Source organism: Rothia sp. HMSC065C12 (assembly GCF_001812085.1).
GTDB lineage: Bacteria > Actinomycetota > Actinomycetes > Actinomycetales > Micrococcaceae > Rothia > Rothia mucilaginosa.
Genome location: NZ_KV807670.1, coordinates 56802 through 70187, shown reverse-complemented (window position 1 = coordinate 70187; position 13386 = coordinate 56802). Strand labels below are relative to the sequence as shown.

At 58.5% G+C, this 13386-nt stretch carries 11 protein-coding genes and 1 tRNA gene; 1 reads left to right on the top strand and 11 read right to left on the bottom strand.

The window, feature by feature from the left end; all coding sequences use genetic code 11:
• Positions 1–93 precede the first annotated feature (93 nt).
• From HMPREF2836_RS00520 to mca, 5 genes are all read right to left on the bottom strand, one after another.
• A complete protein-coding gene (locus tag HMPREF2836_RS00520) occupies positions 94–1365 on the bottom strand; it encodes an MFS transporter (protein ID WP_246822785.1) in 1272 nt (423 codons plus the stop codon).
• A gap of 417 nt (positions 1366–1782) precedes the next feature.
• Positions 1783–2289: an NUDIX hydrolase gene (locus HMPREF2836_RS00515; protein ID WP_005506863.1), complete on the bottom strand. Its 507-nt coding sequence runs from the start codon at positions 2287–2289 to the stop codon at positions 1783–1785.
• Between the two features lie 126 nt (positions 2290–2415).
• On the bottom strand, positions 2416–2943 hold the full coding sequence (locus tag HMPREF2836_RS00510; protein WP_005508942.1) for a prepilin peptidase: 528 nt from the start codon (positions 2941–2943) through the stop codon (positions 2416–2418).
• A gap of 146 nt (positions 2944–3089) precedes the next feature.
• Entirely contained in the window at positions 3090–3899 is an 810-nt protein-coding gene (gene uppS / locus HMPREF2836_RS00505; RefSeq protein ID WP_070629009.1) for a polyprenyl diphosphate synthase, read from the bottom strand.
• A 280-nt stretch (positions 3900–4179) separates the two neighbouring features.
• On the bottom strand, positions 4180–5151 hold the full coding sequence (gene mca / locus HMPREF2836_RS00500; RefSeq protein WP_070614677.1) for a mycothiol conjugate amidase Mca: 972 nt from the start codon (positions 5149–5151) through the stop codon (positions 4180–4182).
• Between the two features lie 432 nt (positions 5152–5583).
• On the opposite strand from mca, the gene greA reads away from it, so the two are divergent.
• Entirely contained in the window at positions 5584–6081 is a 498-nt protein-coding gene (gene greA, locus HMPREF2836_RS00495; RefSeq protein ID WP_049355875.1) for a transcription elongation factor GreA, read from the top strand.
• Between the two features lie 148 nt (positions 6082–6229).
• Here the strand turns inward: greA and ilvA are convergent, their stop codons facing one another.
• The 6 genes from ilvA to HMPREF2836_RS00465 all read right to left on the bottom strand — a co-directional run bounded on the left by ilvA (position 6230) and on the right by HMPREF2836_RS00465 (position 13237).
• Positions 6230–7483 (bottom strand): threonine ammonia-lyase, encoded by a 1254-nt coding sequence (gene ilvA, locus HMPREF2836_RS00490; protein ID WP_005506856.1) that lies wholly within the window; start codon positions 7481–7483, stop codon positions 6230–6232.
• 210 nt (positions 7484–7693) lie between these two features.
• Positions 7694–8920: an AI-2E family transporter gene (locus HMPREF2836_RS00485; protein ID WP_070629006.1), complete on the bottom strand. Its 1227-nt coding sequence runs from the start codon at positions 8918–8920 to the stop codon at positions 7694–7696.
• A 172-nt stretch (positions 8921–9092) separates the two neighbouring features.
• Positions 9093–10100 carry a Bax inhibitor-1/YccA family protein gene (locus HMPREF2836_RS00480; protein ID WP_070629004.1) on the bottom strand — a complete coding sequence of 336 codons (1008 nt, stop codon included), beginning with the start codon at positions 10098–10100 and terminating at the stop codon, positions 9093–9095.
• 197 nt (positions 10101–10297) lie between these two features.
• A complete protein-coding gene (locus HMPREF2836_RS00475; protein WP_083309134.1) occupies positions 10298–11182 on the bottom strand; it encodes a Cof-type HAD-IIB family hydrolase in 885 nt (294 codons plus the stop codon).
• Positions 11183–11488: 306 nt separating this feature from the next.
• Positions 11489–11562 (bottom strand) — tRNA-Leu (locus HMPREF2836_RS00470).
• Between the two features lie 289 nt (positions 11563–11851).
• A complete protein-coding gene (locus tag HMPREF2836_RS00465) occupies positions 11852–13237 on the bottom strand; it encodes an NAD(P)/FAD-dependent oxidoreductase (protein WP_049355866.1) in 1386 nt (461 codons plus the stop codon).
• Positions 13238–13386 lie beyond the last annotated feature (149 nt).

Below are 13386 nucleotides of genomic sequence, written 5' to 3'. Positions count from 1 at the left end.
CCATAGAGGGAGGGGCGACTCGCCATGACGGCGGGTCGCCCCTCCCTCTGTATGTGTTCTCTGCCCCGTCATTGAGTTGGTAGCGGGTTCTCACTATTGTTCAACAATATTGAACACTTTGAACTGTTTATAGTGGACCAGCGTGTAGATGAGGCAGAGTACAGCCGGGATACTGACGACAAGCGCAGCGTTGAAGGAGCCGAGATGGTCAAGCATCAGTGCTACCGCGCCCATGGAGTACAGCGTTCCTAATCCAAACACGGCACCGTCAAGGGAGCTGGCACGCCCCAGTAGCTCATTCGGTGTAATGCAGTCACGCAGATTGTTGGAGAAGATGAAAGCTGATGCCCATCCTACGTCCAGAATGAAGAGCAAGGCTCCGAGCACTACGGGGTTATTGCTGATGGTGACGAGCGGTATTCCGAGCAGGGATACGACATTGGCGACCAGCAGCATTCCTCGTGTGTTCTCGAAAGAGAGGAAACGATCGATGATGAGCGCCGCGACGATACCACCGATACCGCTGCAGGCCATAATCATGCCTACCACTGAGGCTTCAAAAGTGAGCTCCTCATACAGGCGGTAAATAATGATGAGTGAATACGATGCCGTAGCTGCCGCCAAGAAGAACGTGTAGACAAGGATAAGTCTCTGCGGGGCACCGGAGAACATGTATTGGATACCGTCAAACATGCGGTGAATAAACCCATGTTGTACGGTTTCGCGTTGCTCAGTTTTAGTTTCCATCTCTACGGATGGCAACGTTGCGTATGAAATAGTTGCCGCTCCGAAAAGGAGCACCGGGACGATAAGACCGACCGTTGCACCCGCGACAAGAACAATAAATCCTGCTGTAGGGGGCGCAATGATTGCGGATATTCCCTCACAAATTTCACGACGTGCATTGTACGAAAGAAGGTTTTCTCGTCCGAGAAGCTGCGGAATATATCCTGCTTCTGAGGCAGCAGCCAGCTCGGAGAAGACACCGCTCACAAATCCTAGTGCGGCGATGGCGAACCATGACAGCACATGCTGCTCAATCATCAACGCCAAGGTAAGGATGCTGAGGATGTTTACTGCCCCGGCAATCACAATCATAGGTTTTCGAGGCAGACTATCAGATAGGGTTGCTAGTGGATATGCCAAGGCGATATTGGGGATTTGCATGGCCACCGCCATTACGCCAGCCAACCCAATTTCGCCTGTACTAGCGAGAATCGCAATGGGTAGGGCGAAGGAATATATTCCTGTACCTACCAGAGAGCCAATAAGGGCTACGTAGATTCTCCAGGGTATTTTATGTGTTGTCATGCTTTGCTCCTTCCAGGACGCATCAAAATAGCGCCCAAGAATTGCGATGAACACAATGAGCCTAGTTCACAGAAAAATAGCATGCCTTAAAGATTTATAGGCAGAGTAAAAGGAAAGCGACTACGCTCACCAGAACATCACGTGAACGAATCTTTCTCGGGTTACTGACTAATACGGGGCCGTCACTCCCAATGTAACCCGCGTCATATATAAAGCATCTCATGCGCACCACTCATAACTCGATATACAGGCACAACTTAAGGTAAAAAAGACAAAAACAAAATAAAACCACGGCAGCCTTTAGGCTTCCAGTCCCCCACTCCCACAGAAAAACAGGAAGAACCACCCAATACCATGTAACAAACTGTCATAAAAATGCTGGGAGGGGCGACTCGCCATGACGGCGGGTCGCCCCTCCTTCTGTATCTACGTGCCTCATTCGGCGGCTTTTACTCAGTCCCAGTAGCCGGTCTAGTACTCTTCCGGCGGCACCGACTCCAAACCAAAACGGCAGTGGCCATCATAGTTCAGCGCCGCATCAATACGGTCCAGCATCCGCTCAGAAAGCAACGCACGCTCCGCCGGGTCAGACACATCCACCCAACGCACCTGCGAGGACTCCTCATCATTCACCTTCGCCTCACCAGAAACCCAGCGGCACAAGAACGTATGATCCAAGAACTGGCAGCGGTCACCATTACCGAACTGCATCGGCGGGTCAGCCTTCACCTGCGCCAGCTCCAGCACCTCAATCTGCACGTTCGCCTCCTCCTGCGCCTCACGCAGGCAGGTCAGTGCGGGGCTCTCCCCCGGGTCCACAATGCCCGTGATCGGGGTCCACGCCCCGTTATCGCTACGGCGCACCAGCAGCACCTTAGAATCCTGCTCACGGTACACCACAGCCGTCGCACCGGACAGCCACAGGTAATCCGAACCAATCCGCTCACGCAGCTTACGGATATAGGGAGGAGTAGGCATAACATCAACCTTTCAAAAGCCCCGGCAAATCTACCGGGAATAGGTGCTAGAGAGCAGAGCGAACAGCCGCGGGCCGCACACAGAACGAACCCGCCATTTAGCCGGACGGTCACCCTACTTCGGAATCTACCACAGAGAATACGCCGGAGCAGCCAACGCCACCAGCGCCCCCAGAAGCATAAACGGACCGAAGGCAATGCGGGTGCTACCGCGCGCCTTCGTGAACAGCACCAGAGCCAAAGACACCAGACCACCGGCAAGGAACGTCACCAGCGACGCCCAGCCCAGATTCGCCCAGGACAGGTACCCGAGCACGCCGCCCAGAATGCCGGCAAGCTTCACATCCCCGCGGCCCAGCGCCCCAAAAGACAGGATACGCAGAAGCAGGTAGCAGAACCACAGCACCAGACCGGCACCAATCACACGCCAAATATCGGCGGGGCGACCGGCAAAAAGCAAAGACACCGGCAGCGCCGTATAGGTGGCAATAGCCAAAGGAATCAGGATGCGGTGCGGCAGACGGTGCTCCCGCACATCAATACGCCACAGCCGCAGGGCGCACCACAGGAAATACAGCAGGTAGCTGCCGAGCACCAGAGCGGCAATAACGGAGGCGCCTCCAGCGTTGTAGAGGCGGGAAAGCTCAGCGAGCATAGAACGTCCATTCTGTATTGCTGGAGGCTGTACTACCGGAGGCTGCTAGCCAGGAACCAGTCACCAGCCAGCCAGCCGAGAAACACGAGCCAGCGGCGCTAGAGCACATAGGTTCTAGAGCGCATAGGCGCTAGAGCATCTAAGGTCTAGGAGCCGAATCGGCGGGAACGGTTAGCGTAATCCCGCAGGGCACGCAGAAAATCAACGCGCGTGAAATCCGGCCACAGGGCTCGGCAGAAGTAAAACTCAGAATACGCGCTCTGCCAGGTCATAAAACCGGACAGGCGCTGCTCACCCGAAGTACGAATCAGCAGGTCCGGGTCGGGCATATCGGCGGTGTACAGGTTCGAAGAAATATCCTCCACGCTCAGCTGTTCGGCAAGCGAGTCCAAGGATGCCCCCTCAGCGGCGGCCTCACGCAGAACCGAGCGGACCGCGTCCACAATCTCCTGGCGGCCGCCGTAGCCGACCGCAATGTTCACGCGAACACCGGGCAGGTGCGCCGTCTGCTCAATCGCCCAATCCAGGCGCTCGTGCAGCTGGCGAGGAATCAGGTCAATATTGCCGATAGCGCGCACCGGACCGCAGGCGGACTCCACCAGACGCACCAGAAACGCATCAATCACAGCGACCAGACCGGTCAGCTCCTTCTCGGGGCGCTTCAGGTTCTCAGTGGAGAGCATGTACAGGCTCACCTGCGGAATCGACAGCTCAGTACACCAGGCCAGAAAATCAATAATTCGCTCCGCACCGGCGGCGTGGCCCTCACGGGTGCTCAAGCCGCGCTGAGCCGCCCAGCGGCGGTTACCGTCCACCAGCACTCCAATATGTGCCGGCAGGGATTCAGGGCTCATCGAGCGCGCCAGAGCCTGCTCATAGACGGTAGGCTCAGTGACAGTGCCGGGGTTGCTGGCGTGGCCGTGCACAGTAATCACGGGCAGGGCGTTGGCGCTCATAGCTCATACCTCATTCGGCTGTCGTGGCAGATAATTCAGCGGGCTCATAACGAAAGAGTCCAAGCTCTTATTCTACGCCGCCGCGCCGTACCTTCGCGGCAATCAGCATCGCGGTTGGGCTGAGAATCGGCTCAAAATTTGTGGCGGCTGGTGGCGGTATCCGGGGGTGCGTACAGGGGCTGCACGCATCGCGCGCCTAAGAATGGATGATGCCCTTCACCTACAACTCATATCGTGGGTGAAGGGCATCATTGTAACGCGCGGGGCGATGCACCCCAGCCTAGATAACGTAGTAGTCGCTCAGGCCCTCGTCCAGGCTAGATTCGGGCAGCTGAACCTCAGCGTGCGAGGCAGCCAGCGTGTAGTCCTCCCAGGGCCAAATATCCTTCAGCTGCTCACTGGGCACCGCAAAGAACACGCCATTCGGGTCCACCTGCGAGGCGTGCGCACGCAAAGCCTGATCTCGCTGCTCAAAGTGCTCAGTCACCAGGATGCGGGTCGTAGTCTCGTGGCGAGGCGCCTCACCCGACGTTGCGCGGTGCGCAATGTTCTCAATCCAACCGCTCAGCAGGCTCTCACCGTGCGTATCGAGCAGGTGCTCGTGCAGGGCGAGGGTGCGTTCCGGGTTGAACGCGCGATCGTAGTAGAGCTTCAGCGGGGTCCAGGGCTCGCCCTCCCCCACATACGCCTCGGGGTCGCCCGCCTTCTCGAATGCCTCCACAGCAACCTTGTGGGTCATGATGTGGTCGGGGTGCGGGTAGCCGCCAATCTCGTCATAGGTGATGATGATGTGCGGGCGGTACTCACGCACCAGACGCACGAGCGGCGCGGCGGCACGATCCAGGGGCATGGTGCCAAAGCTACCGAAGGGCAGAGGCGGCATGGGGTCACCCTCCGGCAGACCGGAGTCGAAGAAGCCAATCCAGCGGTGCTCAATACCCATAATCTCGCGAGCAGCCGCCATTTCAGCGCGACGCAGACCCGGCAGGTCACGGTGTGCACGCGGACTATTATCGATCTCCTCATTCAGGATGTCACCGCGCTCGCCGCCGGTCATCGTCGCCACCATGAAGCGAGCACCACGGGCAATATACGCCGAAGCGGTACCGGCGCCCTTAGAGGACTCGTCGTCCGGGTGAGCGTGCACCGCGAGGATGCGCAGACCGGTGTAGTCCTCATCCAGCGGTTTGAGGGAGTCCACGGGAGGGTGAGTCGGCAGGTTTGCCTTCAGCTGTTCGATGGCTTCGCTCACGGTATGTGTCCTTTAGTTGATGCGGCCAGCGCGGATGGGCGGCTGATGTGTCTGTGATTCGCGAATGCGAGCGCCACACTGCGGAAATTTTACGTGTGTAGCTTCTCGTATGATACCCAAGGACAGCGCCGGTACACTAGCGCAGATGACGCCGTGTGACATCGTGAAATGTACCGTCATATCCGCGCAATCACATGGTAACCAGCCGACAGAAACCGCCACCAGGTTCAGCTACCGGCATGCACCCCGGCGAGGATGCGCTCAGAGGGGAAGATACGACCGGCATAACAGCCGAAAATCCTCCGGTGCTCTAGAATAGGTCTGTTGATTCATTCCGTTACCGGCATCGCCGTCCCCTTTCTGAACGCGGCACGCGGTAGCGGGTTTATTCGTTTCGCACCGGCAAAGCCGGCGCATAAGCAAAGGACACGCATGGCTGAAAACACCGGTGCATGGCTCACTCAGGACGCCTTCGACCGCCTCACCCAGGAGCTGGAGTACCTCTCCGGTCCGTACCGTCAGGAAATCGTTGACCGCATCGCGCAGGCACGCGATGAGGGCGACCTCCGCGAGAACGGCGGCTACCACGCGGCACGCGACGAGCAGGCTAAGAACGAGGCGCGCATCAAGCAGCTCAAGCACCTGCTCGAAACCGCACAGATTGGTGAGGCACCCGTTGACGACGGCGTGGTCAGCCACGGCATGGTCATCGAGGCTGAGGTTGCAGGCCGCACCCTGAAGTTCCTGCTCGGCTCCCGCGAAATTGAGGACACCCTCCCCGCAGGCACCGATCTGAAGGTCTTCTCCGAGAAGTCTCCGCTGGGCGCCGCAATCATGGGTGCTAAGCAGGGCGACGAGGTTTCCTACACCGCTCCGAACGGTAAGGAACTGAGCGCCAAGATTGTCTCCGTGACCCCTTACCAGGGCTAAAAGACAAAAGTAGTTTTACAACAAAACAGTGCGGGGTGCTGAACCGAAAAGGTCAGCACCCCGCACTGTTTTTTATCTATTGAATTGCGTTCTGCCGATAAAGCTCAGGAGTAACTATTACAGCTCGTCGGCTCATAAATATATCGGCTTAGTAGACGATGATGGGCTTGAAACCCTCATCCTCCAGGGCAGAAATCACCTGGCGGCAATGCTCCACGCCCTTGGTCTCCATGTCGATGGTAATCGACACGTCGCCCATGGAGAGCGAGCCACCCACGCGGGTGTGGTCTACACCGGTCACGTTCGCGTCGTTCTCAGAGATAATGCGGGAGATGGTCGCCAGCTCACCCGGGCGGTCAGAAAGCATCATCTTCACGGTCATGTAGCGGCCAGCCGCAGACAGACCGCGCTGAATCACCTTCAGCATCAGCATCGGGTCAATATTGCCGCCGGAGAGCACGCACACGACCGTACCCAGGTCGCCGTACTCTTCCTTCAGCTTGCCGTTCATCAGCGCCGCCACGGGCACCGAACCGGCAGGCTCCACCACAAGCTTGTTACGTTCCATCAGGAAGATCAGGGCGCGAGCAATATCATCTTCGCTCACGGTCGCCACATCGTCTACCAGCTCCTTGATGATGGAGAAAGGCATCTGGCCGGGGCGGCCCACCGCAATACCGTCAGCGATGGTGGAAACCTTCTTCAGCGGCACCAGGGCATCCGCAGCCAGCGACAGCGGGTACGCCGCCGCGTGCTCCGCCTGAACACCAATAATCTTGATCTTCTTGCCGAGCTTCTGCTCCTTCGCGCGGATAGCAGCGGACAGGCCAGCCAGCAGACCGCCGCCGCCAACACCCACAATCACGGTGTCAACATCCGGAACCTGCTCCAGAATCTCCAGACCAATCGTGCCCTGACCGGCAATAATGTCTTCATTGTCGAAGGGGTGCACGAACACCGCGCCGGTCTCTTCGGCGTAGCGCTTTGCCTCCGCCAGAGCCTCATCCACGGTCACGCCGTGCAACTCAACCTCAGCACCGTGATCACGGGTCGCGGTAATCTTCGGCAGCGCCGCACCCAGCGGCATATAAATACGGGCCTTAATGCCCAGACGGTCAGCAGCCAGAGCCACACCCTGAGCGTGGTTACCCGCGCTCGCAGCCACAACGCCGCGCTTCTTCTCCTCCTCAGAAAGCTTCGCCATACGCACGTACGCACCGCGCACCTTGAAGGAACCAGCACGCTGCAGGTTCTCGCACTTAAAGAAAACCTCTGAACCGAGGCGCTGGCTCAGCGCACGCGAATGAGCGACGGGGGTGCGTTCAATAACGCCTTCGAGCAGCTCTGCGGCACGTTCAATGTCGGTGAGGGTCACGGGCAGGGAGTCGAGATCTACGCTCACGAGGTTTCCATTCTGATGGTACGTATTCTGGCGGCACCTAGCCCCGCACGCTAAAAGGCGCGCGGTGGCACAGTGCACACTCCATTCTAGAGGATGCACCGGCATAAAGCAGGGGCCATCCCCGCACTCTCAGCAGATAGTGCAAGAACGGCCCCCAATCTAGGTTATGTGTGGGCGTCTAGCCCGCGGTTAATCACAATGAACTGAGTTCTAAGCCTTCTCAGATTCCTTAGATTCTTCAGAGCTTTCGGAAGTCTTAGCTTCCTTCGCCTTTTCAGACTCTTCAGCCTTCTTACGGCGCTCCAGCTCATGCGGGAAGAGGAACTCCTCCTCACGAGGCGCCTCCTTCTCCCAGCCACGATTCGCCAGGTAACGCACCACCGCGTTGACCACAGCCAGAGTCGGCACGGCGAACAGAGCACCCACCGCACCAAAAATCATGGAGCCACCAGCCACCGAGAAAATAACCGCCAGCGGGTGCAGGGAGACAGCCTTACCCATAATGAGCGGCTGCAGAATGTGGGATTCGAGCTGCTGAACCAGCAGAACAATACCGAGCATAATCAGCGCCTGCACCGGACCCAGAGCAACCAGCGCCAGCAGCACAGCCACAGCACCGGAAATAAGGGCACCAATCACCGGAACGAAAGAACCGAGGAAGACCAACACACCCAGCGGGATAGCCAGCGGAACACCCAGAATTGCGGCACCAATACCGATGCCGATAGCGTCAATAGCCGCCACCAGAATCTGAACGCGCACGTACGCACCCAGGGACTTCCAACCCGCGCGACCCGCACCGTTGACTGCGGCACGCGCGTCCTTCGGGAAGAGGCGGGTGACGAACAGCCAGATACGCTCGCCCTCCATCAGGAAGAAAACCAAGGTAAACAGGGTCAGCAGGGTACCGGTCGCAACCTCAGCCGCAGTCGAACCCACCTGAGACACACCGTGCAGCACGGAGCTGGGGTTATTAGTTACAGCGCTCTCCATCTGATCCAACAGCTGGTTCATCTGGTCGGCACCGAACTCGTAGCCGAGGTTCTTCAGCCAACCAATCAGCTGCTGGTAGCCCTGCACCGCCTTATCCGCCATGGACACAAAACCACGCAGAATCTGCTGACCGGTCAGCGAAATAATACCGGCGAGCACCAGAATCATACCGATTTCGGCAATAGCCGCCGCGCCACCTGCACGAACACCCTTCTTACGCAGAAGCATCACGGCGGGGCTCAACAGAGCCGCCAGAAGCAAAGCCACCAGAAGAGAAATAACCAGCAGGGAGACGTGCCCCAGACCCTTCCAAAGAATCCAGCCGGCACCGGCAATCATAATGATGCGCCACGCCCAAGCACCGGCAACTTCCATGGCAAAAGGAACCCGGTAGCCGCGCTCCTCCTCGGCTACATGCTCTTCTGCAACAGGTGTAATTTTCACGGTGTCTCCAAATCATTATCGGTGTCGCACTCGTGCGGGGCAGCTTTCGGCAGCCCCAGCGGAGGCGGTGTGGTGTTGTTATTGTGTGCTCTCCCCCGCGCCTCGATGCACCGGGGAAGTAAAGCGGCAAAGGCGGCGGCACCATCACGGTACCGCCGCCTCAAAGCGAGCTTTAGTCGTTGCTAAAGATGCTTGCCAGGTACATGAGAACACGCAGGATCTCAACGTACAGCCAGACCAGAGAAGCGGTCAGGCCGAAAGCAAGGCGCCAGGACTCACGCTCGGGCAGGCCAGCCTCCACAGCTTCGGAGGTGGTGGTGAAGTCCAGCAGCAGAGAGTAGGTTGCCAGCGCAACAGCGAACAGGCCAACCACCAGGCCCAGCGGGATACCACCGATAGAGAAGCTGTTCAGCGAGGAACCGAAGATACCCGCACCCAGAATCGAGATGAAGCCGTACGCCATGTAACCAATAGCGCCGATCATGAAGATCTTGTTGAGCTTAGGAGTTGCGCGCAGCTTGCCATTTGCGAACAGAGCCAGGGTGGTACCTGCCACCACGAGGGTTGCCAGAACCGCCTGAATTGCCACGCCGGGGTAGCGCATATCCACAACAGCGGACAGGCCACCGAGCAGCAGACCTTCCATAAGCGCGTAGGTCATGACCAGAATCGGGGAAACCTTCTTCTTGAAGGAGTTCACCAGACCCAGGACCAGACCACCAACCAGGCCCAGGAGCATCAGCACCGGTGCATTCCATGCAACAGCGGCACCGACAGCGACCAGGCCCAGGTTGATGCCGGTCTTAACCATGACATCGTTCATGGTCAGACGCTCACCTGCGGGGATGGGCTCCGAGTAGGTGGGGGTTGCTACGCCGTAGTCAGCCTCACCGTACGGCTGGCCGTACTGTGCCTGCTGACCGTACTGGGGCTGGCCATACTGCTGACCATAGGGCTGCTGGCCGTACTGCGCCTGCTGACCATACTGGGGCTGGCCGTAAGCATTCTGACCGTAGCCCTGCTGGTCATACTGCTGCTGACCGTACTGGCCGTAGGTCTGCTGCTGACCGTACTGCGCCTGCTGGCTGGTCTGCTGAGGCTGTGCACCAAAGCGACCGAAACGAGAGTCACCCTGAGTGACATTCTTCGTCATCGAATTCAGAAGCGGGTTTCCCGCCATCATGCTCTCCTTAAACGGGTACAAAACTAATTCTGTTAATTCTATCGGATAGATTCTGCGCTCACGGGCGCTGTTCGTTACCAGCAGGGGCTTCTAGCAGCTTTGCCAGAATATTTCAGGGCGGTGTTTACCTGAGGTTCACCCAGGTCCGCACCGCCCCGCACGCAAACGCTTCTGCGCGTCTCTTGGTGAAGCGTCTATTGCGAAGCTTCCAAACGGTCAAGGAGCTGCTCCAGATACTCCAGAACTGCCTGTTCCTCGTTCGAGCCAATCACCTCGTCAGCAGCATTTCGCACAACCTCCGGGGCGTTAGACATAGCAACGCCCCAGCCCGCGTAGCGGAGCATCTCCATGTCGTTCTCACCGTCACCGAAGGCAAGAATGCCCGCCGGGTCGGCGTTCAGACGCTCGCATAGGTCCTTCAGACCGGTCGCCTTGTTGACACCGGTACGCACCAGGTCAATGGCGCCGAAGCCACTCACCATCGGGGTGACGGTCTGCGGAAGAGCCTCACGCAGGTAGACGCTCAGCTGCTGCGTCTGCTTCGGCGGGGTCAGCAGCGGGAACTTGATGGGTGCACCCTCAAAATCTTCAATAGAGTCAACCATGACCGAGCCGGGGAAGAAGAACGCCGCAAAGTCCTCCAAGGTGAGGGTTTCGGGAAGCTCCTGACCGGTGTCTTCAAAATAGCCGCGAATCATGTGCACAATCTGGTCACAGCGGTCCTTAGGCAGGTAGATACCCTCGGTAGTGCAGACCAGCAAACCAATCTGATCCAGCCCCTGGACTATCTCAATGATGCGCGGCACATCCTCTTCCACAAAGGGATGCACGGCAAGCTGACCGCTCTCATCAGCAAGGTATGCCCCATTTTCAGCAATATAGGTAAGACCTCGCCCTTCAAAGCCGCGCATATAGTCCCGCAGCTTGGCGTAGGTGTTTCCGCTCGCCACAACAAAGTGAATTCCCTGCGCCTGCAGGCGGGATAGGATGCGCGAGAAACGTTCGGTGTCGAAAGTTTTGGAGTCGGTGAGGAAGGTGCCGTCCATATCGACAGCAATGATGGAGGGTATAGTCTGCATGCTGTGCCTTTCTGACTCTGCTGCCCCATTCAGGCTGGGGTGCATCTGTGGCTGCGTCTCTTCTAGGGTCTCACGTTTTTGAGCTCCGGAAGACGGTATGCGGGCGTTTTTGAGAGTGGAGCCCACGGGTACCATCGCTTCCTTCGAGCAGGTGGGCATCCCCATGGCAACCGAACTGGTCGGGGGCATCGCCTTTTAAACTCCAAACACCACACCCCAGACATGTAAACCCTCAGACACACAAGCGGCGGCCCCTCCCCCACGGGAAGAGCCGCCGCCTATCTGCACCTACGCGTGTCTACGCAGTGCCCCCACTGGGACTCGAACCCAGAACACAAGGATTTTAAGTCCTCTGTCTCTGCCAATTGGACTATGGGGGCGCACCCCGTATACGTCGGGGCACAAACACCTATTATTCCACGAAAACGCACCCGAACCTAAGCGGAAACACATTTCAAACGGTTCCCCGCGCTCAGCCGCAGCAATCACCATGCAAAAGCACAGGTGGGCGGCTAAGCTAGACGGCCCGCACGCGCCCAGACACAAAAACCCAGACACAAAAACCTAGGCGCAAAATGGGCGGTGCAGAAGACTAAAGTCTTCCACACCGCCCATTGCTTTATCTCAAGTGCGCTATCTCAGGGAGATAGACCCCTAAGTCAGGCTATTTTAGAGCTTTGCCTTCTGGCGTGCCGGTGCAGTACCGGTTGCTTCCTGGAATGCCAGGCGCGGGGAGCGCTGGTGGCGAATCGAGGAGGTGTCGCGACCGAAGATCTGGTTCAGAGCCCAGGTGGTCATAACGCGAACGGTACGCTCGGTGGTGGGGATTGCAGAGCCGTGGTAGCCGCGGTGCATGATCCATGCCAGCGGGCCGCCAATGGTCTTGCCCTTGAAGTTTGCAACACCCTTCCACAGGCCCAGACCTGCCACAACACCGATGGTCTCGTGGTAGTAGTCGGTCAGGGGCTCGCCGCGGCGAGCAGCCAGCAGGTTCTTCGCCAGAACAACAGCCTGGCGGGAAGCGTGCTGAGCGTTGGGAACGCAGAAGCCGCCCACGCCGCCGCCGGAGAGGTCCGGAACAGCTGCGTTGTCGCCTGCAGCCCATGCGCCCTCGACCACGCCGTCGTCGCCGGTGACGCGCAGGTCTGCGCTCACGCGAACGCGGCCGCGCTCGTCGATCGGGAAGTCGGTGTTCTTCAGCATCGGGGATGCCGCCACACCTGCGGTCCAGATCAGGGTGTCGGTCTTGATCTCGCCTGCGGGGGACTTGTCAGCCATGTTGATTAGCTGCAGGTTGCCGTCGGTTGCGTCGGAGAGGGAGGTGTTCAGCAGGATCTCAATGCCGCGTGCACGCAGCTCTGCAACAACCTTCTCTGCACGGTCTGCGGGAACCTCGGGCATGATGCGCGGTGCGGCCTCGACCATAACGAAGTGCAGGTCGGAAACGGAGAGACGCTCGTTGCGCTCCACAGCAACGCGTGCCATGTCCTCGAGCTCGGAGATGGTCTCAACGCCAGCGAAGCCACCACCAACGATGACGAAGGTCAGGGCGCGGCGACGCTCTTCAGCGTCGGACAGCATGGATGCAACCTCGATGCGATCCAGAACCCAGTTACGAACGGAGACTGCCTCTTCGATGGTCTTCAGACCGATAGCGACCTCTGCCAGACCCGGAATCGGGAATGCGCGGGTCACAGCGCCTGCACCGAGGACGATCTCGTCGTACTTCAGCTCGAAGGGCTCACCGTTGTCGGTGGGCTCAACAACAGCGGTGCGCTCTGCGTGGTTGATGGAGGTGATACGACCGGGGATCAGCTCGGTGTCGCGCAGGTGCTGACGCAACGGCACAGTTGCGTTACGGCCTTCCATGGAACCTGCTGCAACCTCGGGGAGGAAGGGCTGGTAAGTCATGTAGGGGTTCGGCTCAACGATGGTGACGACGCCACCGGTCTCCTTGATAGCCTTCTGGATCTTCTTAGCAACGGTGAAGCCGACGTAGCCGCCACCGACGATCAGGACGCGAGGACGGTCCTGTGCCACCTTAGTGAATGCCATTTTGTTACTTCCTAGTCTTTAGGTACCGAGGTTCGGTAGCCCCGGTAGGTTGGTATGTGCAACTTCCGGCTCGTTCCGAAAGCTCCCCTGACGTACAAACGGCCCGCTCTGGAAGTCCTTGCGCAACGCGAAGTGGCTAGCAGCACGAG